This window comes from Streptacidiphilus neutrinimicus, from assembly GCF_000787815.1.
In the GTDB taxonomy this organism is placed as follows: Bacteria; Actinomycetota; Actinomycetes; order Streptomycetales; family Streptomycetaceae; genus Streptacidiphilus; species Streptacidiphilus neutrinimicus.
This window is the reverse complement of sequence record NZ_BBPO01000032.1, coordinates 54,497-78,990: the sequence shown is the minus strand read 5'-3', so window position 1 is coordinate 78,990 and position 24,494 is coordinate 54,497. Positions and strand designations below refer to the sequence as shown.

The 24,494-nt window shown below is 68.6% G+C and carries 13 protein-coding genes and 1 other RNA gene; 10 read left to right on the top strand and 4 right to left on the bottom strand.

Going from position 1 to position 24,494, the window contains the following annotated elements:
• Positions 1–52 precede the first annotated feature (52 nt).
• On the bottom strand, positions 53–847 hold the full coding sequence (locus TR48_RS20920; protein ID WP_042369570.1) for an ABC transporter ATP-binding protein: 795 nt from the start codon (positions 845–847) through the stop codon (positions 53–55).
• A 141-nt stretch (positions 848–988) separates the two neighbouring features.
• Here TR48_RS20920 and TR48_RS20915 point away from each other — a divergent pair, with 141 nt between their 5' ends.
• Complete coding sequence (locus TR48_RS20915; RefSeq protein ID WP_042369568.1) at positions 989–1,789, top strand: Rv1486c family protein; 801 nt, start codon at positions 989–991, stop codon at positions 1,787–1,789.
• A 17-nt stretch (positions 1,790–1,806) separates the two neighbouring features.
• Here the strand turns inward: TR48_RS20915 and TR48_RS20910 are convergent, their stop codons facing one another.
• Both TR48_RS20910 and TR48_RS20905 read right to left on the bottom strand, forming a co-directional pair.
• Positions 1,807–2,454: a response regulator gene (locus TR48_RS20910; protein ID WP_042369566.1), complete on the bottom strand. Its 648-nt coding sequence runs from the start codon at positions 2,452–2,454 to the stop codon at positions 1,807–1,809.
• On the bottom strand, positions 2,447–3,646 hold the full coding sequence (locus tag TR48_RS20905) for a GAF domain-containing sensor histidine kinase (protein WP_084729602.1): 1,200 nt from the start codon (positions 3,644–3,646) through the stop codon (positions 2,447–2,449). Before TR48_RS20905 ends, TR48_RS20910 begins: the two co-directional genes overlap by 8 nt.
• Positions 3,647–3,851: 205 nt before the next feature.
• Between TR48_RS20905 and TR48_RS20900 the strand changes: the two genes are divergently transcribed.
• Positions 3,852–4,565, top strand: a complete 714-nt coding sequence (locus TR48_RS20900; RefSeq protein ID WP_042369564.1) for an SDR family oxidoreductase — start codon at positions 3,852–3,854, stop codon at positions 4,563–4,565.
• 32 nt (positions 4,566–4,597) lie between these two features.
• On the top strand, positions 4,598–5,707 hold the full coding sequence (locus tag TR48_RS20895; protein ID WP_174501727.1) for an S-adenosylmethionine:tRNA ribosyltransferase-isomerase: 1,110 nt from the start codon (positions 4,598–4,600) through the stop codon (positions 5,705–5,707).
• Between the two features lie 112 nt (positions 5,708–5,819).
• Here the strand turns inward: TR48_RS20895 and TR48_RS20890 are convergent, their stop codons facing one another.
• Complete coding sequence (locus TR48_RS20890; protein WP_042369562.1) at positions 5,820–8,447, bottom strand: FHA domain-containing protein; 2,628 nt, start codon at positions 8,445–8,447, stop codon at positions 5,820–5,822.
• 215 nt (positions 8,448–8,662) lie between these two features.
• On the opposite strand from TR48_RS20890, the gene TR48_RS20885 reads away from it, so the two are divergent.
• The 7 genes from TR48_RS20885 to drmB all read left to right on the top strand — a co-directional run bounded on the left by TR48_RS20885 (position 8,663) and on the right by drmB (position 24,442).
• Positions 8,663–10,558: a streptophobe family protein gene (locus TR48_RS20885; RefSeq protein ID WP_152628070.1), complete on the top strand. Its 1,896-nt coding sequence runs from the start codon at positions 8,663–8,665 to the stop codon at positions 10,556–10,558.
• 67 nt (positions 10,559–10,625) lie between these two features.
• Complete coding sequence (locus tag TR48_RS20880; RefSeq protein WP_042369560.1) at positions 10,626–12,077, top strand: RNB domain-containing ribonuclease; 1,452 nt, start codon at positions 10,626–10,628, stop codon at positions 12,075–12,077.
• 47 nt (positions 12,078–12,124) lie between these two features.
• An RNA gene (rnpB, locus tag TR48_RS39060) (RNase P RNA component class A) lies at positions 12,125–12,526 on the top strand.
• Positions 12,527–13,217: 691 nt separating this feature from the next.
• Positions 13,218–17,951 (top strand): sacsin N-terminal ATP-binding-like domain-containing protein, encoded by a 4,734-nt coding sequence (locus TR48_RS20875; protein WP_042369635.1) that lies wholly within the window; start codon positions 13,218–13,220, stop codon positions 17,949–17,951.
• Entirely contained in the window at positions 17,948–19,468 is a 1,521-nt protein-coding gene (locus TR48_RS20870; protein WP_042369558.1) for a nuclease-related domain-containing DEAD/DEAH box helicase, read from the top strand. The genes TR48_RS20875 and TR48_RS20870 overlap by 4 nt, the downstream gene beginning before the upstream one ends.
• Positions 19,465–22,659, top strand: a complete 3,195-nt coding sequence (locus TR48_RS20865) for a helicase-related protein (protein ID WP_042369556.1) — start codon at positions 19,465–19,467, stop codon at positions 22,657–22,659. Before TR48_RS20870 ends, TR48_RS20865 begins: the two co-directional genes overlap by 4 nt.
• On the top strand, positions 22,640–24,442 hold the full coding sequence (drmB, locus tag TR48_RS20860; RefSeq protein WP_042369554.1) for a DUF1998 domain-containing protein: 1,803 nt from the start codon (positions 22,640–22,642) through the stop codon (positions 24,440–24,442). Before TR48_RS20865 ends, drmB begins: the two co-directional genes overlap by 20 nt.
• The last annotated feature ends 52 nt before the right edge of the window (positions 24,443–24,494 follow it).

Sequence of the window (24,494 nt, the reverse complement as noted above, 5' to 3'; positions counted from 1 at the left end):
CATCAACACTCGAGCGTCGCTCTTGGCGTCCGCCGACGCCTCTCGGCGTCGCTCACTTGCCCAGCGGGAGGCCGCGGGCGGCCCAACGGCCGTCCTGGTGCTCGAGGGTGAGCGGGAGACCGAAGCAGAGCGAGAGGTTGCGCGGGGTGAGCGTTTCCTGGATCGGGCCGGCCGCCAGCACCTTGCCCTGACGGATCATCAGCACGTGGGTGAAGCCGGGGGCGATCTCCTCGACGTGGTGGGTCACCATGATCATGGCCGGGGCGATCGGGTCCTGGGCGAGCGCGCCGAGGCGGCGCACCAGGTCCTCGCGGCCGCCGAGGTCGAGGCCGGCGGCGGGCTCGTCGAGCAGCAGCAGCTCCGGGTCGGTCATCAGCGCGCGGGCGATCAGGGTGCGCTTGCGCTCGCCCTCGGAGAGGGTGCCGAACCTGCGGTCGGTGTACTCGGCCATGCCGAGCAGGTCGAGCAGGAGGCGGGCGCGGGACTCGTCGGCCTGCTCGTAGGTCTCGCGCCAGTGCGCGGTCATGCCATAGGCGGCGGTGAGCACCGTCTCCAGCACGGTCTGCCGCTTCGGCAGCTTGTCCGCCATCGCGGCGCCGGCCAGGCCGATGCGGGGACGCAGCTCGAAGACGTCGACGCTGCCGAGCTTGTCGCCCAGGATCGAGGCGGTGCCGTTGCTCGGGAAGAGGTAGCTGGACGCCACCTGCAGCAGCGTGGTCTTGCCGGCGCCGTTGGGCCCGAGGACGATCCAGCGCTCGCCCTCCGCGACGGACCACGACACCTGCTCCACCAGCGGGCGGCCGTCCCGGATCACGGATACGTCCACCAGCTCCAGCACGTCGCTCATTGCGTACGCCTTCCCCAATGAAATGAAGAGTTGTTCTCTCGCCTCACGCGCTCGCCCGTGGCCCCGGCTCAAGGCCGCGGCCTGCCGAGCCGGTCCAAACCTACGCCACCGAGGTAGCCGGACGCTCCGTAGGCTTGGCCCATGCCGCAGACGGAAGCGCACGAAGCGTACGAAGAGCCCCGGTCCGCCCGACTTGTCGCCTGGGGCAACGCCTGGTTCGCAGGCCACGCCTCCCCCGACGACACCGCGGACGCGGTGCGCGGGGAGGACGAGTCGCACGTGGTCCGCGGCCTGCCGGGCGCGGACGGCGTCGGTCTGACGCTGGCGCTGGGGCGGCTGCGCGCGCTGGGCGCGACGGGCCTGCGGCTGGCGCTGCCCGCACCCGGCCACCCGCTGGGCCTGACCGGCCCGGCGGAGTTCAACGCGCGCGCGTTGGAGACCGGCGAGGCGGTGCTCGCGGTGGGCGCTCCGTGGGGCCTCGTCCCGGAGGCCCTGTGGCACGGCGCGGACCACGCGGACGACGGTGTGCTGGCCGTGACCTGGCACGCGCTGCCGGCCAACCCCGGCTTCCCGGCGGACGTGCCCGCGCTGCGGGACGCGGAGCGCGAACTGGTGGAGGGCATGCGCGACGCGACGGAGGCGCTGGTGCGTATGGACGTCGCGGGAGCCGGCCCCGAGGTCCAGCGGGCCCTGGCCCGCCTGCGGTCACGCTCCGCGGAGCCGGACGACCTGCTGGCGCCGGGGTACCCGGCGCGGGCGGTCCGGGTCCTGCAGAGCGCGCGGCGCGTGTCCGCGCTGGTCGCTCTGGCCTGGGTGACGGAGGGCGCGGCGGTGAGCGCCGGCGAGATGGCGCAGCGCGCAGGGGCCTTGCGGCCCTTGGAAAGAGCCGCCCGGAAGGCCAGAGTCGCGGCCTACAACGCAGCGGTGGACGAGCCTCGTTAGGGGCGCGGCTGCGGCTCTCAGCCCTTGATGCCGTTGCGGACCGCCCAGAGGGCGGCCTGGGTGCGGTCCTGGAGGTCCAGCTTCATCAGGATGTTGGACACGTGCGTCTTGACCGTCTTCTCGGAGAGGGTCAGCGCACGCGCGATCTCGCGGTTGGAGCGGCCGTCCGCGATGAGGCCGAGGACCTCCTGCTCGCGCTCGGTGAGCGTGCCGCCGCGGCCCTGGGGGGAACGGCCGGTGCCGTCCTCGGAGAGGAGGGCCTCGGCCAGCTCGGGTTGGAGCAGGACGTGGCCCGCGTGGACGCTGCGGATCGCGCCGGCGAGCGCCTCGGGGTCGACGTCCTTGTAGACGTAGCCCGCCGCGCCGGCCTTCAGAGCCGGGACCACGGTGCGGTGCTCGGTGAAGCTGGTGACCACCAGCACCTTCGCGGGGTTGCCCCGTTCCTTCAGCAGTCGCAGGGCCTCGATGCCGTCCGTGCCGGGCATCTTCACGTCCATCAGGACCACGTCGGGGCGCAGGGACTCGGCGAGCTCGACGCCGGCCGCGCCGTCGCCCGCCTCGCCGACGACCTCGATGTCCGGCTGGATCTCCAGAAAGGTGCGCAGCCCGCGACGGACGACCTGATGGTCGTCGACGAGCAGCACCTTGATGGTCGCGTCACCCACCGGGGACCTCCAGTTCCACCACGGTCCCCGCTCCCGGGGACGATTCGATGTCGAGGGAGCCGCCGACGCTCGTGGCGCGGTCGCGCATGGAGACCAGGCCGAGGTGACGGCCCGCGCGGCGAGTGCCCTCGGGGTCGAAGCCCTTGCCGTCGTCGGTGACCCGCAGCCGCGCACCGCGGCCGGCGCCCTTCGGGCCGGGCGCGCTGCGCAGTTCGACCGAGACGGAGGTCGCTCCGGAGTGACGCAGGGCGTTGTGCAAGGCCTCCTGGGCGACGCGCAGCACGGCCTCCTCCTGGGCGGCGGGCAGCGCGGCGACGCGGTCGTGGGTGAAGACGACGCGCGCGACGTGGGCGCGGTTCAGCACCTCGACCTGGGAGGCCAGGGTGGGCAGCAGACCGTCCTCGTCGAGCGCGGCGGGGCGCAGTTCGACGACGACGCTGCGCAGTTCCTCCGCGGCCTCGGCCGCGAGGCGGGAGACCTCGGCGAGCTCCGCGCGGGCGCGTGCCGGGTCGCGGTCGACGAGCGCGGCCGCGGCCTGCGCGGTGAGGCGCAGCGAGAAGAGCTTCTGGGAGACGGCGTCGTGCAGCTCGTGCGCGATCCGGGCGCGCTCGCCGATCAGGGTGAGCTCGCGACTGCGCTCGTACAGACGGGCGTTGACCAGCGCGAGCGCGGCATGCGCGGCGAGGATGCGCAGCAGCTCCTCGTCGTGGGCCGAGAAGCGGTCCCGACCGACCGGGTTGGCCAGGAAGAGTGCCCCGAGGATCTCGTCGCCGTCCTGGATCGGGACGCCGAGGAAGGCGTGCATGTCCGGGTGGGCGCTGGGCCAGCCGCCGAAGCGCTCGTCGGCGCGGACGTCGTCGAGGCGGGTCGGGTCCTGCTCGTGGAGCATCGCGAAGAGGATGCCGTGCTGCCGGGGCAGTGGACCGATGGCGCGCCACTGCGCCTCGCTGACGCCGTCGACGACGAACTGGGCGAAGCCGCCGTGGTCGTCGGGGACGCCGAGGGCCGCGTACTCGGCGCCGACGAGGGTGCGTGCGGAGGTGACGATGCGCTGCAGCACCTCGCGCACCTCCAGATGGCGGCTCATCGCGAGGACGGCGGCGCTGATCGCCTCGATCCCGCCGAGACAGGGGTCGCCGGGCCCGGCCTTGGCGGCGTCCGACCCGTCCGGCGGGCACGCGTTCGTCGACATGCCGTCACCGTACCGCCCGGTGATCGCGAAGGCATCGGACGTGGGAAGGGAGGGCGCAGGGCCGCGGACCTAGGTCCAAGGGCCCCGGTGCGCGGTGGCTCGTGGCCGAGGCAGGCGGGACCGCGGGCGGCCTAGCGTCGGCGGTGTCGGCAGGTGAACGGAGGCCGGCGGTGGAACCCACGGTGATCACACGGGAGGTAGGGCCATGGCAGTCGCCATTGTGACGGGGGCGTCGCGCGGACTGGGCCGGGCGCTGGCGCTGGCGCTGGCCGAGCGCGGCTGGGAGGTGGTCGTCGACGGGCGCGGCGCGGCGGGGCTCGCCGAGCTCGCCGCCGGTCGGCCGCGGATCCACGCGGTGGCGGGCGACGTCACCGACACCTGGCACCGCACCGCGCTGATCACCACCGCCGCCGACCTGGGTGGCGTGGACCTGCTGGTCAACAACGCGGGGGTGTTGGGCGGCCGGGGGCTCGCCGCGGTGGCGGACCTGTCGCTGGAGGAGCTGCGCCGGGCGTTCGAGGTCAACGTGCTGGCGCCGCTGGGGCTGCTCCAGGAGACGTTGCCGCTACTGCGGGCCTCCGGCGGAGCGGTGCTGAACATCAGCTCCGACGCGGCCGTCGAGGCCTACCCGACGTGGGGCGGCTACGGCGCGACGAAGGCCGCGCTGGAGGCACTGTCGGGCTCGCTCTCCGCCGAGCTCGCGGAGGAGGTGGACGCGCCGCGGGTGTGGTGGGTTGACCCGGGCGAGATGGACACCGCGATGTACCGGGCGGCGGACGCGGCGGCGGCAGCCGGGTCGCCGCGCCCGGAGGAGAGCGCGGTGCCGGGTCTGCTGGCGCTGCTGGACGTCCGGCCGCCGAGCGGCCGGTACACGGCGGCGGGCCTGGTCGCGGAACACCGTACGGCGGCGGCGCGGTGACGGCGCCGGGGACGGGGGCGAGGACGACGGAGGTGACGGCAGCGGACGACGCGGGGTTCGTGGACGGGCTGGGCGACTGGGAGCTGCCGGCCGAGCTGGAGGCCGCCGCGCCGCCGGAGGAGCGGGGCGCGAGCGGGCGCGACGACGTGCGGCTGCTGGTCGCCGAGGGGCCCCGCAACGCGGCCCCGCGGATCGGGCACCACGCGTTCCGCGAGCTGCCCGCCCTGCTGCGGCCGGGCGACGTGCTGGTGGTCAACACCTCCGCCACGCTTCCCGCGGCGGTGGACGGCCGGATAACCGAGACCGGCGAGCCGGTGGTGGTGCACTTCTCGACGCGCCGCAGCGAGAGCGAGTGGGTGGTCGAGCTGCGCTCCCCCGACGGCCACGGCAGCACCCGTCAGCGGCTGCACGACGGAACGCTGGTGACGGTCCGGCTCACCGGCGGGGCGAGGGTGACGCTCCTCTCGCGGGTCGGAGACCGGGCCGGGGGTTCGAGCCGGCTGTGGCGGGCGTGCTTCGGCGCGGCGGAGCCGCTCGCCTACCTGGCTCGCTACGGGCGGCCCATCCGGTACGCGTACACCAGCGCCGACCGGTCGCTGGCCGCGTACCAGACCGTCTTCGCCGAGCCGGTGGCCTCCGCGGGGGCGGGGAGCGCGGAGATGCCGAGCGCGGCGCGGCCGTTCACAGCCGAGCTGGTGACGCGGCTGGTGAGCCGGGGCGTGCTGGTGGTGCCGATCACCCTGCACACGGGCGTCGCCTCGGTGGAGTCGCACGAGCCGCCGTACGCGGAGTGGTTCGAGGTGCCGGAGACGACCGCGCGGGTGGTCAACGCCGCGCGGGCGGCGGGGTCGCGCATCGTGGCCGTCGGCACGACGGCCGTGCGGGCGCTGGAGTCGGCGGCCGATGCAGACGGCACGGTCCGGGCGCGCTCGGGCTGGACCGAGCTGGTGATCACCCCCGAGCGCGGGGTGCGGGCGGTGGACGGGCTGCTGACCGGCTTTCACGAGCCGCGGGCGTCCCACCTGATGATGCTGGAGGCGGTGGGCGGCCGTCCGCTGCTGGACCGCAGCTACGCGGAGGCGCTGCGGGAGGGGTATCTCTGGCACGAGTTCGGGGATCTGCATCTGATCCTGTCCCGCTAGCGCGGCCTGTCCGGCCTGTCCGGCCTGTACGGCCTGTCCCGGTGGAGACGCCGGAGGGCGGGGACCGTCCGTCCCCGCCCTCCGGCGTGTGTCCTGCTCGTGTCCGTCCGCGTCAGCGGCTGCGCATGACCTCCGGCTCGTGACGGCGCAGCAGGCGGGCGACCAGCACGCTGCACAGCACGCCGAGCAGCACGAGCACGCCGACGTCGATGCCCCACTGGGCGACGGTGTGGGTCCACAGCGAGTCGCTGGTGGGCTTGCCGTCGGCACCGAGGCCCTGGATCTGCAGCAGGTTGATCGACGCCGCCTGCGCCGCGACGGCCCACCGGGACGGGACCAACCAGGCGAGCTGCTCCATGCCGGGCTGGCCGGCGACCTGGATCAGCGAACCGCAGAAGACGACCTGGATGATGGCGATCAGCACCAGCAGCGGCATGGTCTTCTCGGCCGTCTTCACCAGTGCGGAGATGACCAGACCCAGCGTCATCGAGGTGATGCCGAGCAGCATCACGACCAGGACCAGCTCCGGCAGCGCCGTGCTGGAGATCAGCAGACCGCTGCTGGGCAGCTTGCGCGGCAGCAGGCCGATCATGGCGACCATGACGGACTGGAGCGCGGTGATCGCGCCCAGCACGATGATCTTCGAGGCCACATAGGCGGAGCGGGAGAGGCCGACGGCGCGTTCGCGCTCGTAGATCACCCGCTCCTTGATCAGCTCACGCACCGCGTTGGCCGCGCCGGTGAGGGAGGCGCTGACAGCGAGGAGCAGCAGGACCGTCGCCGCGTCGTGGTTGCCGGCCTGCGGTGGATCGGAAGGGCCGAGGCCGAACTTGGCCGGGATCGCCGCGCTCATCGCGCCCATGATCAGCGGCAGCGCGAAGAGCAGCGCGACATAGCCGCGGTCGGCCGCGATGACGGCGACGTAGCGGCGGACCAGCGTGGACAGCTGCGAGCCCCAGCTCTGCTGCTTGGGCGGCTGCGTCTGGTGCTGCTGTATCCCCGCGGACTGGGCCTGCACGGCGTCGACGTCGGCCGCGTACATCTGGAAGTGCACCGAGCCGCGGAACCGGCCGCCCCAGTCGTGCTCGGCGTGGTTCTCGAAGGCCTGGAAGACGTCGGCCCACGTCTCGCACTGGAAGAAGTGCAGGGCCTCCTTCGGCGGGCCGAAGTACGCCACCGAACCGCCGGGCGCCATCACCAGCAGGCGGTCGCAGAGCGCGAGCTCGGCCACCGAGTGGGTGACGACCAGGACGGTGCGGCCCTCGTCGGCCAGGTCGCGCAGCATCTTCATGACGTCGCGGTCCATGCCCGGGTCGAGGCCCGAGGTCGGCTCGTCCAGGAAGATCAGCGACGGCTTGGTCAGCAGCTCGAGCGCGACCGAGACGCGCTTGCGCTGACCGCCGGAGAGCGCGGTGATGCGGTTGTCGGCGCGCTTCTCCAGGTGCAGCTCGACGAGCACCTCGTCGACGCGGCGCTGGCGTTCGGCCTTCTCGGTGTCGCCGGGGAAGCGGAGCTCGGCGGCGTACTCGAGGGCGGTGCGGACGGTCAGCTGGGAGTGCAGGATGTCGTCCTGCGGCACCAGGCCGATGCGCTGGCGCAGCTCGGCGAACTGCTTGTAGAGGTTGCGGCCGTCGTAGAGGACATCGCCGCGGTCGGCCGGGCGGTAACCGGTGAGCGCGCGCAGCAGCGTCGACTTGCCGGATCCGGAGGGGCCGATCACGCCGATGAGCGACTTCTCGGGGACGGCGAAGCTGACGTCGTTGAGCAGGATCTTCTTCTGGCCCTTGTGCTCGACCTCGACGGTCAGGTGGCGGGCGGAGAAGGAGACCTCACCGGTGTCGACGAACTCCTCGAGTCGGTCGCCGACCAGACGGAACGTCGAGTGCCCGACGCCGACGATGTCCTGCGCCGTCAGCACCTGACGGGTGATCGGCTGGCCGTTGAGGTAGGTGCCGTTGTGGCTCTCGAGGTCGACGATCTCGTAGCGGCCGTCGGTGAGCTGGCGCAGCTCGGCGTGGTGGCGGGAGACCTGCAGGTCGGAGACGACCAGGTCGTTGTCGAGGCCACGGCCGATGCGGATGGTCTTCAGACCCGCCGTCAGGTTGCGCACCATCGTGGGGTTGCGCGCGCCGTAGAGCGGGTCGACGGAGCTCTGCTGGGCCGAGACCTGGGACGGAGGCGGGTAGCCCTGCCCGGCGGCCGGGTAGCCGGCGGCAGCGCCCTGCTGCTGCGGGAACGCCTGCGGCTGCGCGGGCTGCTGGTACTGCCGCTGCTGCTGGGCGTAGCCGGCCTGCTGCTGGTACTGCTGGGGCTGGGACTGCTGCTGGTAGCCGGGCTGCTGGGGCGTCGCCTGCGGCGGCACCTGCCCGGGCTGGACACGCGCGGTCTGCTGGTCGTGCCATCCGGCGGCGGGCGTCTGCCCCGGCTGCGCGGCCGGCACCTGGCTGGGCACGCCCGTGAAGCTGAGCCGCGGCCCGTTCTCCGCGTTGCCGAGCGTGATCACCGCCGCGTCGCCCAGATACGCCTGGTTGGTGCGGCGTCCGTCCTGGAAGGTGCCGTTGGTGCTGCCCAGGTCCTGGAAGAGCCAGGCGTTGCCCGCGAAGGAGATCGTCGCGTGCTGCCATGACACCCGCGCGTCGCTGATCGTGAAATCACACTGCGGATTGCGACCCACGGTGTACGTACGCCCCGGCTCCAGCGTGGACCGCTGTCCGTTGAGTTCAAGTACCAGCTGCGGCACTGTTGCCTGCCCCACGATGTAGTTCCCCCGAGGTTGCCCCGCCCTTGCCAGGGCAGTGTAGGGATGCCGAACGACTGGGGGAATCATTCCAGCTCGGTCACCGAACGCAGAACCGGAACCGTCTTGCTGACGCCGGACCGTGACCGTGTGGCAACCTGACGCCTGGGGGCGGACGTTGCCGGTCGTTCGCGTGACGCGCGGGAATGGTGGACGAGATGACGGTGTACCAGCACGGCCGCCCAGCCGGCGGCGGTCCGCGGGCGGGCGGTGCAGGCCTGTTGGGTGGCGTCGTCTCCGCTGCCATGTCGGCGAGTTGGGCTTTCGTGGCGATGGGCGCCGTCGGCGCGCTCGGGGTGCACCTGCTCGGCCTGGACGCGCATGCGAACCTGGGCCCGGTGACGGCGGCCCTGGTCGCCATGGCCGTCGGCGGAAGGATCAGCCCCACCGGTGACGTCTCGGTGTTCGGAATTGACGCTGCGGCAGCTCAGGGGTCGATCGACATCATGCCGCTGGGGCTGACCCTGGTCGGCGCGGTGGTGCTGGGCTGGCTGTTCACGCGTTCACTCCGTCGGGTGACTGCGCTGACCGTCGCCGAACTGGGCGTGCGGGCGGCCGGGGCGGTCGTCGCCTTCCTGGTGCTGCTGGCGATCGTGGCGTGGTCCGGCAACGGGACGGTGTCCATCGACGTCTCCTCACTGACCGGCTCGGGCGGCGGCGGTGGCTCCGGCAGCTCCGGCGGCGGTGGCGACCCGTTCGGCGGACTGAGCGGTCTGATCGGCGGCGTGGTCGGCGGCAACACCAAGCCGACGGTCGGCTTCAAGGTCGACGTCCTGCCCACGCTCGGCATCGGACTGCTGTGGGTCGTTGTCGTGCTGGCCTTCGCCGTGGTCGCGGCCCGCCGCGCGCCGCTGCCCACCGCCTGGTCCGGGCTGGCCCGCACGGTGCGGCCGGTGGCCTCGGCGATCGCCACGGTGTACGTCGGCGCGTGCGTCGTCGGCGCCATCGCGGGCATCGTGGTCGGCCTGAGCGGCAACGGCGGCGCGAAGACCATCGGCGGCGCGCTGCTCGCCGCCCCGAACGGTGTCTTCATCGCGATTCCGCTCGGCATGGGCGTCAGCTTCGCGGGCCAGGCCTCCGGCCCGCTCACCCACTTTCTGCCCGCGCCGGTGAACACCTTCCTGGCGGGCGGACAGGGCAAGACGATCACCGTCTCCTCGCTGGCGGCCCAGGACGGCCGGGTCTGGCTACTGCCGGTCGCGGTGGTGCTGATGCTGCTCGCGACGGGCGTGTTCGCGGCGGTCCGCACGCCGCGGAGGGCGGCGGCCGCCGAGTCGCCGGGCGCGGAGGTCGGCGGTGCGGCAGTGCGGCTGGGTGTCGCCCTGATGGTCGTCACACCGGTGCTGCTGGGGCTCGCGGACGTGACGGTGAACGCGAACCTGTCGGTGTTCGGGTTCGACGCGGTGGGCGCCGGGCTGAGCATCACTGGGAACGTGGCGCTGGCGCTGGTCCTCGGCCTGGTCGAGGGCGCGGTCCTGGGCGCGCTGGGCGCGCTGCTGGTGCGGCGCTTCGCGGAGGCGAAGCGTGTCGGCCCGGCGGACGCCGGCCCGGGGCCGCGGCTGGGCGGGACGCCCGGCGGCCCCTACGACGGCCCGTACGGCGGCGGTGCGTACGACGGCGGCTCGCACGGCGGCGGTGCGTACGGTGGCGGTGCGTTCGGTGGCGGGCTGCCGGGCGGTGGCGGGCCGGCGACGGGGCCGCAGGGGTCGGGGGCGTACCCGCCGCCGCCCGCGCCGGGGGGTCCGTCGGGTCCGTCGGGTCCGTCGGGTCCGTCGGGTCCTGGGGGGCCATCGGGTCCTGGGGGGCCATCGGGTCGTTCTGGTCCGGCCGCACCGCCCACTCCGCCGTACCCGCCGGGTCCGTACGGGCCGCCGTCGACGCCTCCCGGTCCGGGCGGTGGCCGGCCGGGGCAGCCGCCGACGCCCAACCCCTACGGCGGCCCGCCCGCTCCCCCGCACCCGCAGGGGAAGCCGCCGCACCCGAACCCGTACGGCGGGCTGCCTCAGCCGCCCGCGAACCCCGGCGACCGACCGGACGACAACCCGTACCGCTGACCCGCCCCCGGGCGGGCTCGACCGGCTCCCGGCGGGTTGGGTCGCGGCGCTCGTTAGGCTGGGGCGCGTGCCACGTCGACTTGTGAGCGTCAGGACCACCGGGGCCGCCCGGATCGACTCCGAGCTGGCCGCGCTCCGCGCCCGGCTGGGCCTGGCCACGGGGTTCTCGCCCGCGGTCCTGGCCGAGGTCGAGGCGGTCTCGGCGACGCCGCTCGTCACGCCCGGGGAGCGGGTGGACGCGACCGACCTGCCGCTGTTCACGATCGACCCGCCGGACTCGCGCGACCTCGACCAGGCCATGCACCTGGAGCGCCTCCCGGGCGGCGGCTACCGCGTCCACTACGCCATCGCCGACGTCGCCGCCTGGGTCCGGCCCGGCGGCGCGATCGACGCCGAGGCGCGACGGCGCGTGGAGACGCTGTACTTCCCCGACATCCGCGTCCCGCTCCACCCGCAGCAGTTGTCCGAGGGCGCGGCCAGCCTGCTGCCGGGCCAGGACGTCCCCGTGCTGCTGTGGCAGCTCGACCTCGACTCCGACGGCGAACTGCGCACCACGCGGCTGCGCCGAGCCCTGGTCCGCAGCCGCGCCAAGCTCGACTACGCGGGCGTCCAGCGCGCGCTGGACACCGACACGGCCGAGGAGGCACTCGCTCTGCTCGGCGTGATCGGCCCGCTGCGGGAGGAGCGCGAGGCCGTCCGGGGCGGCATCAGCCTCCCGATCCCGGAGCAGGAGGTCGAGGAGATCCCGGGCGACGGCTACACCCTCGCCTACCGCGCGCCGCTGCCGGCGGACAGCTGGAACGCGCAGATCTCGCTGCTGACGGGCATGGCGGCGGCGCAGCTGATGATCACGGGCGGGGTGGGCGTGCTGCGCACCCTGCCGGGCGCCCCGGCGTCCGCCGTCGCCAAGCTGCACCGCGTGGCGCGGGCGCTGCGCGTCGACTGGCCCGAGGACGTTCCCTACGCCCAGCTGATCCGCTCGCTCGACCCGAAGCGGCCGGCGCACGCCGCGTTCCTCAACGAGTGCACGGGGCTGCTGCGCGGCGCCGCCTACACGGCCTTCGACGGCGTGGTCCCGCCTCATCCGGGCCACGCGGCGGTCGCCGCCCCGTACGCGCACTGCACCGCGCCGCTGCGCCGCCTGGTCGACCGCTTCGCGGGCGAGGTCTGCCTCGCGCTGGCGGCCGGAGCCGAGGTCCCGGGCTGGGCCCGCGACGCGCTGCCCAGCCTGCCCGCCCTGATGGCGGGCGGCGACCGCCGCGCCCACGAGGTCGAGCACGCCTGCGTCGACCTCGTGGAGGCGGCGCTGCTGACGGGACGTGAGGGCGAGCTCTTCGAGGGCATCGTCATCGACGTGGACGAACGCCGCCCGGCCCGCGGCACCGTCCAGCTCCACGACCCGGCCGTCCGCGCCCCGCTGACCAACGGCGGCGGCCCGCTGCCGCTCGGCGAGGAGATCCGCGTGCGCCTCACCGACGTCGACCTCTCCCTCCCCGCGGTCCGCTTCGCCACGGCGTGAGCGGACGGCGGACCTGGGGGAGCCGCTACCATGGTCACCACGGCGGACGAGCCGGCCGGGCGGTCGCGACGGGTTCCTCAGGGGACCCGCCGAGGAACGTCCGGGCTCCACAGGGCAGGGTGGTGGCTAACGGCCACCCGGGGTGACCCGCGGGACAGTGCCACAGAAAGCAGACCGCCGGGCGCCTAGGCGCCCGGTAAGGGTGAAACGGTGGTGTAAGAGACCACCAGCGTCCAGGGTGACCTGGACGGCTCGGTAAACCCCACCTGGAGCAAGGTCAAGATGGGGGTCCTCGGACCCCTTGCGCTGACGTCTGAGGGCTGCTCGCCCGAGTCAGCGGGTAGACCGCTTGAGGCGGCCGGCAACGGTCGCCCTAGATGGATGACCGCCTCCCGCGGCCCGGCAACGGACCGCGGAGACAGAACCCGGCGTACAGGCCGACTCGTCCGCCGCCTAGCCGTTGACCTGCGAAAATGGGCCGCTGAAGCCCGCTGGGCCCGGTTGGCGATGCCCTTCGCTGACCTGCAGTTTCCCGGGAGTTCCCTCGTGAATGTGCACTGATTGTGCACTGACCCACCATGGTCACCCGCTTGGGTCGGATTGCTCGCCCCTGGAGCGAACCCGCATCCCACGGCCAGGTGACGGCTGCGCCCATCGGACAGCAACGCCCCCGTCATCTACATCGACGCCAGCCCGCTACCTCAGTTCGCCATCGCTCCGGATGGCATCAACGTTGTCTGTCTACTCACCGCTTCGATTTGCCTGCGCGTCTTCGTGTCTCGGTGGCCTCCATCTCGCGCCAGCAGCCGTCCGGGACTCCGCTGGTGAGCATCGCACCCCGAGAGGACAATGGATCACTGGCAACTGCCACCCACCCCGGAGGACGCGACCTGATCGAAGATTCGTCCGAGCCAGACAGAATGCGAAGGTTCGGTGTAGGTTCCAATCTCCTGCCCCGGGCTGACGGTGCGATGTCTGCGACCGAGCTTGTCGGTGACCAGGTCTACAGTCCGGGCGGGTTGATGATGCGTGACGTGACGCACCATCAGAGGTCTGCGATCAACGATCAGGAGCCACCTAAGTGCGGGTCTGGCAGTGGTGTACCGCGGCGTCGGCAAACGAGGTGGTGCAGTCGTGGCGATGAAGGCTGGCGACTGGGTCCCCGACCCGCGGTTGGCGCAGGAGGTGGACGTCCTCTTCGAACGGGCGATTGACGCCTACCGTGCGAATCCGAACCTGATCACCGAGCACGCCAACCACGAAGAGTCCATCCGCGTCGGCGGGTACTCCAACCGCACGCTCCTGGAACTGGTGCAGAATGCAGCCGACGCCATGTCGGGTGCCGACGAGCACGCAGAAGGAGCCGGCCGGATCGAGATCATCCTTGACCTTGATCACCAGACCCTGTACTGCGCGAACGCCGGCCGCCCGCTCTCGCTCACCGGCCTGACCACGCTTGCTCACGCATACCTCAGCGGCAAGAGGGGCGACGAGATCGGCCGCTTCGGCCTCGGGTTCAAGTCGGTTCTGGCAGTCACTGACGCTCCCCAGGTCTTCAGCCGGTCGGTCTCGCTCCAGTTCGGCTCCCCGAAGGCCAAGGCGGCGATCGCGTCGGTTGGATCAGCGGCCAGGCGGCTGCCGGTGCTGAGGACCGCGACACAGATCGGCGCCGAAGCCGAGTTCGCCGCGGATCGGATCCTGACCGAGCTCGCAGAGTGGGCCGTCACGATCGTCAAGCTACCGCGGGTGTCCAAGCTGGAACACCTCAGGGCGGAGATCGAAGATTTCCGGTCCGACTTCCTTCTCTTCGTCAATGATGTCCGTGAAGTCCGGCTCCGAGTGATCGGAGCCGGACAAGACTTCGCTACGACCCACGTGTCGCGGGATCTGGGCGATGGAAAATTCCGCATAGATCGCCCAGACGGTGACCACGAGGAGTGGTACGTCGAAAATCGAATGCATGCACCCACCCCCGAGGCCAGAGCAGAGGTCGGCGAGGCGGTGTCGCGTGATCAGGTGAAGGTCACGGTTGCCATCCCAGCACGATTCGCCCAGCTGCGGCGGGGCGAGTTCTGGTCGTACTTCCCACTTCAGGACAAGACGTCAGCATCCGCCTTGTTCAACGCACCCTGGAGCGTGAACGACGATCGCACCACACTCCAGGAAAATACGTACAACCGAGAGATCCTGGTCACCCTCTCCAGCGCCTTCGTGGACATCTTGCCGAAGGTCGCATCGACCCGGGACCCGGCCGCTCACCTCGACTACATGCCGGCACGTGGTCGCGAGACTCAATCGTTCGGCGACCTGGTTCTCTGTGCGCACATCCCCGAAATCGCATCCGAGGCAAGGCTGATCCCTGATGCAACGGGCGGCATGTGTGCACCGCGGGAGTTGCTGCCTCTTGACTTCACTTACGACGTACCCGAGAGCGATCACGAGGCCTGGATCAAATCCCCCAACACGGACAACAACGTCCCGCACTGGCGTTGCTACGCGACCGACCAGCGTGTGGCCCGCCTACGACAGCTCTACGTCCACAGCGTCTCGGCCGACTTCCTGGATCGACGGACCAGGGACGAGACGAAGGCTCTGGCGAAGGTCGCCCAGCGGGGCCTGCTGTCCTGGTTGCGAGAATGGGCGGAAGGACCCGATCTGAAGTCCGCAGCTCAGGCTTTGGATTTCGTCCTGATGAACCCCAAGATCAACGACATTGGATCAGCAAAGATCATCCCGACCACGAGCGGGATGAGGACCCTGGGAGATCGAAACGAGGTGTTCCTCGAACGTGTCGACGATGTCGACATCGAGGGAGCCGCATTCGTCGTCCCACAGTTCCTGGCCATCCCCAGCGTCGAAAGGAAGCTCCGCGAGAAGGCGGGATTCCGCGACCTGGATCCGCTGGCCATCCTCAGAGCCAGGATGGCCAAGCTCTCAGCGGGGTCGAGCGACGAGGAACTTGCGAAGTTCTGGGACTCTGTCCTCGACGTACGCGTGGACGTGGCCAGCAAAGTCGTCTCACACGACACTCAGAGCTGCATCAAGGTGCCAACCCGCGATGGTGGCTGGTCCTGGCCCGGGCAAGTGATCGACATCGACGGACTCGGTGACGGCATCGAAGGCCGACTGCTGGACCGAACGCGCTGCGTACCTCAAGTCGCACATGCTGCTGGAGTTATTCATGCTGCGGTGCCAACTTACTCGGTCGAGGACGAGGTCTACTTCCACGAGTACTCCAGAGACGTTATAGACGAGCTCAACCGCAGACTCGGTCCTGGAGAGCGTCCCATCGAGCGAATCGAATTCGACAGGAACGAAGGCCCTGGGCCGTTCTCTGTGCTCCTCATGCTGCAGGAGGGTCAAGCTCCGGACCACATCCGTGAGTTGTGGACATCTGAGCTTCTCCGGTTTGACGGAGACGCCTACTGGGCCTGCGAGGACATCGACACTCGGCAGAGCCGCAATGTCCTGTCCCCCGTTCGGTGGGCCGTGGAGCGAGCAGGTCTACTCAAGTCGAATCGCGGCTTCCGCGCTCCGAGCCAGGTCGTGTCTGCATCGCTGATCGAGTTCGAGGCGTTGCTCCCGCTCTTCCGCGGGCCGCGGCACGTCGAAGATGCTCTGGCTCTGCCGAAGGAGCTGGACGACGTGCCCCCTGACGTACTCCGTGGTTCCCTCGAGTCGGGACTTATCCCGTCGCAGATCAAAGACGGCACCCTTACGAAGTTTGTCCTCACGGCTGGCCGGATCGCGTTCCCCGACGTGCATCCGCCTCTGATCCCCGCCCGGGTCGGTCGCAACATCGAGTTGCGGCGGCCTGACACGGTGTACCTCGCGACCACCGACGAGCAAGTCGCCTTCCTCAGCACAAAGCAGAAGCCATTCCTCCGCTCCAACGAGCTTCAGACGGAGCAGTTGGTAAGGGTGATCGGCTGCCGAAGGTTCGAAGACAGCTTCGCTGCCTCCATCCTCATCGACGGCCAGCGGGACCCCGAGCCGGTCATCGACCTGTACACCGGGCTCCGTTCGACCTTCGTTGCAGACAAGGTCTTGAACGCAACCGTGATCAAGGCTGTTCACATCACAAAGCGCGTGACCACGGCGGACGGAGACGGTGTCGAGGACGAGACGCTCGAATCGCATCTGGAGGGACTCGCGCTCATGGTCCGCGCGGACCTTGACGAGAGACAAATCCTGGAGATCATCAACGCTGCCTTCGAACTGAGGTTGACAAATGCCGACCTGAGCGACGTTCTTCAGGCAGGCCTCGACCAACGCCTCGAGGAGCAGCGCCAGGCTGCACGCTCTGCGTCCGACGACGCAGAGCGCCTGGAGGTCTTCTTTGGTGACGACACACTGAAGGAGGTTCTTCCCAAAGGACTCTGGCAGGCTCTCGAAGCACAAGGCTTGGTGAATGCTTCAACTTCCGTCGGCGATCTCCTCCTCACTGTGTACGGTAGCGACTCAATACGGCTGCTCAAAGAGCAGTTCAGTGAAGCAGGGTACACAGATGTCCCTACAGTCTGGGCTGGTAGCGCACCGACAATAGCCTGGCTTCGGAAGATGGGCTTCGGAACCAAGTACGCAGGGCGACGGAACGACCGTCAGGATGAAGAGTTCATTGTGCCCGGCGCTGTATCCCTCGGCGACTTGCACGAATTCCAGAAGCAGATCAGTCGACAACTGCGGGACGTTCTGACTCTCCGGGAAGCAAACGGCGACGCACTCAAGGGTCTCGTCGAACTGCCCACAGGGGCGGGCAAGACCCGTGTGGCGACGGAGACTGTGCTCCGGCTCCTCGCCGACGACAGGTTGAGCGGCACCGTGCTTTGGATCGCGCAGTCGATGGAGCTCTGCGAGCAGGCAGTGCAGACCTTCGAAACTGTATGGCGTTGGCTCGGCGACGAGCGTCCGTTGACCATCGGCCGGCTCTGGGAGAACAACAACGTTCACCAGCCTGACACCGAGTTCAGCGTGATCGTTGCCACCGACGCCAAACTTGAGAAGGTGGTTGGCACAGCCGAGTACGAGTGGCTGAGTCGTCCCGCTGCCGTCTTCATCGACGAGGCTCACCGAGCTGGCGGTTCGAAGCGATACACCAAGATCCTCAGATGGCTTGGCGTCGACGGCCACAGCCAGGAGCGGCCATTGGTCGGCCTCTCGGCGACCCCGTTCAAAGGCAGGGCGTACGACAACGAGCCGACCAAAGAGCTCGCCTCTCGGTTCGGCAAGCGCAAGATGAAGGCGTTCGAAGGGTTCGACGCATACGAGGAACTCTCGAAAATCGGTGTCCTCGCACGGGTGAAGCATGACGTGCTGGTCGGCATGGATGTCAACCTCGGGTCGGCTGAGTTTGCGCGCGCCCAGTCAATGGGGCAGCTCGAACCTCAGGTGCTCGATCGCATCGGCCGGAACCAGGCACGCATGAAGGCTCTTGTGAACCACATCATGGGGCAGCTGGAACACAATCCCGAGTGGTCGATCCTCGTGTTCACGCCGAATGTCCTGTCTGCCCAGGTGCTTGCAGCGACACTTAGCTACAGGAACGTCCAGGCCGCCTCGGTCAGCGGCCAGACTGGGCGGCAACAGCGCCGCCACATCATCGACCAGTTCAAGCAGGGACATATTCGGGTTTTGACCAACTGTGATCTGCTCATCCAGGGCTTCGACGCACCTGGGGTCCAAGCTCTCTACATTGCACGGCCGACATTCAGTCCCAGCGCATACATCCAGATGGCCGGCCGCGGCCTGCGCGGCAAGGCCAACGGCGGCAAGGACGAGTGCCTCATCGTGGACGTCGCGGACAACTTCGGGGCATACAACGACTTCCTCGGCTACCGCGCCTACGAAGACCTCTGGCTGGAGCAGGGATCATGATCCTCGTACCGGACCTCGCCGATATCGAGTCGACGACCACAAGCAACGCCGAACGTCGCGTAGCGCGCCTGCTGCATGCGATCGACGGGCCAGAGCATGCCGTGGCCTTCCACTCCGTCAAGCTTCGAAGCCACGCAGCCAAGCAGCAAGGCGAGGCAGACTTCGTCGTCCTCTGGGACGGCATCGTGATCCTCATCGAGGTCAAGGGCGGAGGTGTCAGGAAGCACGACGGCATCTGGTACAGCATCGACCGCTACGGTGACTGGAAGAAGCTGCGTGAATCCCCGATGGATCAGGCGCAGTCTGCCATGTATGCGTTGCGGAACATCCTGCACGAGGACGGCATCGGCTGGTTTGCGACCGAGGCCGTCGCGATCACGCCTGACATCGATTCCCCTCCCCCTGCGATCGAGTGGAAGGGGAGCCATTGGTGGGCCAAGGACCAGATGAGCATCTCCGCCATGACGCAGGCCTTTGAAAGCGTCGCCTCGAAGGCGCGGACTGCCCCGTCCGGCGTCAGAGTTGCACGATACAAGGATTTGCGCGAGCGCTTGTTCGGCGAGTTCACGCGGATGCCCGTCATCGATGCCCAGCGCGGTGCGGTGATCGAGGAGCAGAACCGGGCCACTGACGGCCAGGCCCACGTGTTGGCCGCGCTTTCGCGCAACCCGAGGATGCTCGTCTTCGGCGGCGCGGGAACCGGAAAGTCCTTGGTCCTGGCGGAGGGCGCCAAGCTGGAGGCCGGCAAGGGGCGCTCGGTCCTCATCACCTTCCACTCCCCCTCCCTGGTCGGCTTCTTCGGTCCACGGATCGCGGGGAGAGACATCGACTTGCTTCCCTTCGCCGAGCTGACCGGTGAGAGGCAGTACGACGTCGTCTTCGTCGACGAAGCACAGGACCTGATGAATGCCGAAGGCATGGATGCGCTGGATTCCGTGATCCACGGGGGTCGTGCCGGTGGTAGATGGAGGATGTTCCTCGATCCCAACAACCAGGCGCGAGTGGACGGCGAGTTCGACCCAGAGGTATGCGAGCTTGTGCAGCAGGAAGCGCTTCAGTACGACCTCGACAGGAACGTGCGAAATACCCGAGCGATTGTCCATGTCGTCCAGGAGTATCTCGGCGCGGACGTCGGAGACCCGGGCATCGTTCATGGTGACAGAGTCGAGTGGCGCTGGTTCACCGAGAGGGCCGCGGATGTCGAGGCTGCCGAGACTGTGGCTCGCGACCTCGTTTCGAACGGTGCGCGCCGCGAAGACATCTGGATCATCAGTGTCGCCTCAGACGAGGAACCCCGGAAGACCAAGGCCGGGTTCGTGGTGACCAGCCCGCGTTTCGCCAAGGGACTGGAAGCAGAGCACGTCATTGTCTGTGATCTGCCCCAGGAGTACGACAGCCCGGGAACGGCTGCGTTCTACGTGGCCGTCACCCGAGCCCGCGTCACGCTCCACGTGGTTGCGTCCGCGGGGGACAAGAAGCGGCTCCAGGACCTCGTTCGAAAGCAGGTCGCCAGGTGAACCTCACGAGTGCCCAGCAGGAGGCGTTGAAACACCTGCGCGCGTCGTACGTGGGCCCCGAGGCAGGGGATGAGGAACTCACGGCAAATCTGCCCCATCGTCAGTACTCCGTCGGAATGCTGTTCCCGCGTGAACCCTCTGCTTCCCTCCCCGAAGCCGAGGACCCGGACGGAGAAGCCGAGCACCCGGACGAAGTCCTGTCTGCCGATGTTCCCGACGGTGACGTCGAGGAAGACGGTGCGGGCGTCCCCTTGGCCGAAGATTGGCGTCCCTCGTCGGTTGCAATCTCGTTCGTTACTAACAGTGACTCCGTCGCGGTCGATTTCTCCTGCGGCACCTACGCTTCGGTCGGCGGGGAAGGACCGCCCCGGTGGCGTCGCACTCCGTACCACGGCGACCCACTTGTTCTCCGTCGCGGTGAAGGACCTGCCGCTCTGTCCGTTGGAGATGTATCCATCGAGATCGGGTCCCGCTGGCGCGACTTCAAGGGTGACTCGCTGGTCACGGTGCACGTCCGTGTTCTGACCGAGTCGACCGCCGACGACCGACTCGACATCGCTCGAATGCTCTTCCAGGTCCACCTGTCGGTCTCCGCTTCCGCGGGTGCGGAAATCCTGGAGTACGACACCACCCGCTCGATCGATACCGACCCCGAGACCGCCGAGCTGCGACTCCGCTACCGCAACAAGAAGGTCTACGCAGTCGGCCACGGTATGGCTGCGAGCTGGGAATTCACGGAAGGTCGCTGCACCAGAGCGTTCCTCGAACCTGTGCCGGCTTTCGTGGTACCCACGGTCGAGACGACAGCCTTCGACGAGGCGACGCCGGAGGCGAAGGCCTTGGCACTCGAGCATCTCCAAGAAATCGACACGGAGCCCGACGCGGTGCTTCGCTCTCTGGACGCCTTTGTGAGCGCCTTCGCCAACTGGGCCTCCGATGAGCTGGAGCGAGCACAGACATTCAGGGAAGCTCAGCCGGTGGCGATCCGGATCGCCCGGCGGTCTGTGGATGCGGTGACCCGGATGCGGGAAGGAGTGGACCTTCTTCGGACGCACGATCAGCAGGACTTGCGAACAGCCTTCTCCCTCGCCATGGCCGCGATGCGACTCCAGCTCCGGCAGGCGTCGATCAACCGGGATGGCGATGACTGTCCCGTGAAGGAACCGCAATGGCGGCCCTTCCAGCTCGGCTTCCTGCTTGTTTCGTTGGCCTCCACGGTCGAGACGAGGCATCAAGAACGGGAGCTTGTCGACCTGATCTGGTTCCCGACGGGCGGCGGCAAGACGGAGGCCTATCTCGCTCTCGCAGCGATCGAGATCTTCCACCGTCGGCTCATTCACGGCATCGCCGGGGGTGGCACCGCCGTGATCACGCGTTACACACTGCGCCTTTTGACGTCCCAACAGTTTCAACGGGCGGCGGCCCTGGTCTGCGCCATGGAGATACTGCGAGCCACGGACAGCCGGGCTAAGGGGATGGCCCCCTTCTCGATTGGCCTCTGGGTGGGCAACGAGGTCACGCCCAGCACACGTACGGAGGCGGAGAAGGCGCGTGAACGTCTGCTCAAAGCGACTGCTCCTGAGGAGGCCAACGAGTTCCAGGTCGAGAGCTGTCCGTGGTGCTGGACGCCGATGGTGCCAAGAGGCAGGAGCAAGCCGGAGGACTACGGCATGGGCCTGGTCGGGAAGGAGGTCGTGCTCCACTGCGTCGACATGTCCTGTCCCTTCAGCAGCGAGCTGCCGCTCGCAGTTGTCGATCAGGCTATCTACGACGACCCGCCCACTATCCTGCTGGCCACCGTCGACAAGTTCGCTCGCCTGCAGTTCAATCCCCGAGCCGGCAGGCTGCTCGGTATCGGAACCGGCTTCAAGCAGCCGTCCCTGATCATCCAGGATGAGCTGCACTTGCTGGCGGGGCCGCTCGGCACCACGGTGGCGGTGTTCGACGCAGTCATCCAACTCCTCTCGAGCCAACTTGGCATTATCCCCAAGATCGTCGCGTCAACGGCCACGATCCGTGCCTCCGAGGAACAGGTTCAAGGACTCTACGGGCGTGCAGTGGCCCTGTATCCGCCATCAGGACTGGAGGACGACCGCACCTTCTTCTCCCGTCCCGTGGAAAGTGGAGAAGGACGCCTCTACATCGGTCTGATGCCGCAATCGGTATCTCAGCCATCGGCCGTGATCTCTGCTGTCACCCCCATGCTCGAGATCCCTGAAGTGCTGGGCTCGCGTGCTCCGTCCTCCGCGTCCCGGGACGCGTATTGGACGCTAGTGATGTATCACAACAGCCTGCGCGAGCTGGGTCGGTCCGCGACCCTCGTCGTCGACGACGTGAACGGCCGACTTGAGCCCCGAGCCGATCGACTGGAGCTCCCTCTGCGTCCAGTGAGGGCAGGGAAGGTGCTGGAACTGACGAGCCGCCGCGGAGCCGAGGAGCTGCCCCAGGATCTCCGCGCGCTACGCATCAGCGCCAATAATTCGTCGGAGGCGGTCGACGTCGTCCTCTCGTCCAACATGCTCTCTGTCGGCATCGACATCCCGAGACTCGCCCTGATGCTCATGGTGGGACAACCAAAAACCACGTCGGAGTACATCCAGGCGACCAGCCGGGTCGGCCGCGGAGACACGAGCGGCGTCGTCGTCACCCTCTTCAGGTCGAGCCGGGCCAGGGACAGATCCCATTTCGAGACGTTCCGTGGCTACCACGAGGCCCTGTATCGCAGCGTTGAACCGACCAGCGTCACGCCCTGGTCCCTCGCTTCACGCGACCGGTCCCTGGCGGGTGCTCTAGTTGCACTACTGAGGCAGTCGTTCACTACGCTCGCCAACAACGACACCGCGGTCAGATTCGACCTGACAGACGTCAACCAGAGCAGCGCGGTCGAGCGGCTTGTTGAACGCTTCCTCGGGTATGTGACGCGCTCCGACGCCGTCGAAGCGGACGAGACGAGGGGCACCGTATGGAGCCAACTGAAGGACTGGGACCGCCGGGCCGCGCAGGCGCGTGAGTCCGGCGAGAACCTGCGTTACGAGCGTTCGAAGTCCGAGCCAGCCGCTCTGCTGAAGAGATTCGGTCAATCCGGCGAAGGGTGGCTCGTCGCAGATTCGATGAGATCCGTCGAGCCCAACGTCGCCGTCGAGGTCCAGGAGCCCCAGGAGGAGGTGCATCGTGGAGAAGATCAAGCATGATTTGCGGCTGTCGGAAACGATCTCGCCGTTCGGTGTTGGTGCCGTCGTCGACATCCGAGGTGAGTCTCTCATGGCGCCGGACACCTCCTGGTGGAAGACGAAGTTCGCCCACGAGATCAGCTGTGAAAGGCTGTTGGCCCGCCTCGGCGCCGGTGTCCTGCGACAGCCGCCCACGCATGCCGGCCATGCAGGCAAAGACACGCCCGCGTTGCAATATTGGCGGTTCCCGGCCTGGCGGTTCTGTGAGCGCTGCGACAAGCTCTCCAAGTTGACCGGGAAGAACAGAGGCAAATGGAGCAACACCTGCGCTTGCGGGGGTCTCCTGGTGCCGATGCGCTACGTTGCTGTCTGCGAACGGGGCAGCCACATCCAGGACATCAACTGGGTCCAGTGGGTGCATCGCGGCCGCGAGGCCAGTCTGAATGAGGCAGTCCGGTTCTGCCGTGACTACAAGTCGCTCACGTTCAAGAAGTCGGCAAGCCGCGGGGAGGGCCTTGGGTCTCTGGTGGTCAAATGCCACGGATGCGGGAACTCCCGTACCTTCGCGGAGCTCGTGTCCAAGGGTGCCTTGCAGCGGGACGGGATCCGGTGCGTGGGAAGGCAACCCTGGGAACCGGACGCCTCGGCAAAAGCCCCTTGCTCGTTCGAGCTCGTCGCCGTACAACGTGGCGCCACTGGCAACTACATGGCCCAGAAGATCTCGGCCCTCGACATCCCGGAAGAACGCCCTCGGTCTGTCGAGGCGAAGGATGAGATCCGTGGCCACGTCTTCTTCGAGAAGGTCGTGACGGACAACGGTGGACCGCAAGCCGAAATGGTGGCCGGATGGATTGCGGACGAGCTGGGGGTCACGGCCGAGACCGTCCTGGCCGTTGCCAGAGGAGAGGAAACCGGCGCGGACGACATGCTGCTGGACCTGAAGGACGGCGAGTGGGCCGCGTTCTTGAAGAAGCTCGACAGCGGGCGCGACCGCACAGGTAGCGACTTTGTCGTCGATGGACGCAGCTTGGAGGGTGCGGCTGGGCCGCAGAGCCTGCTCGACAAGATCCATGGCATCGGTCAGGTGCGGCGGGTTCGTGAGGTCCGTGCTCTTCGTGGATTCCGCCGCTATCACGCGGACGCCGCCTTGATCAGTGTCGATCTGGGATCAGATCAGAAGCGGTGGCCGACCTACCCGGCGGTCGAGCTGTTCGGCGAGGGGATCTTCCTCCAGTTCGAGGAAGAGAAGCTGGCAACCTGGGAGGCCCGACCAGAGGTGCAGGCGCGTGCGGGCCTCCTGATCAAGCGTCGAGCCGAGTCCTCGTGGGCCGACCGTCTCGACGTACCCGAGCCCAGGTACGTCGCGCTCCATACCCTCGCCCATCTGCTGATCCGCCGCTTGGCGTTCGCGAGCGGCTACGCTTCTGCGGCGCTCCAGGAGCGGATCTATGCGAACTCGGACCGTACGGATAAGACCGCGGGCATCCTCATCTACACCGCGGCTGGAGATGCGCAAGGAACCCTTGGGGGACTTGTCAGGCTCGGAGGGCCTGACAAGTTGATCCCGCTCCTCGTTTCGGCCTTGGACGACGCAGATTTCTGCTCCAACGACCCGGTCTGCATCGAGAGCGACCGCCAAGGGTCTTCACACCTGAACCTATCGGCCTGCCACGGTTGCGCCCTCGTGAGCGAGACATCGTGCGAGACGGGAAACCGCCTCCTTGACCGACAGCTGGTGCTCGGTGGGAGCGAGGTGCGGGGTCTCCTGGATGAAGTCCTGCCAGAGGTCCGCAAACGCCCGTAGTACTGGTGACGACTCGTGCAGCTCGAACCACATACGCTGGTCCCACCCCTCC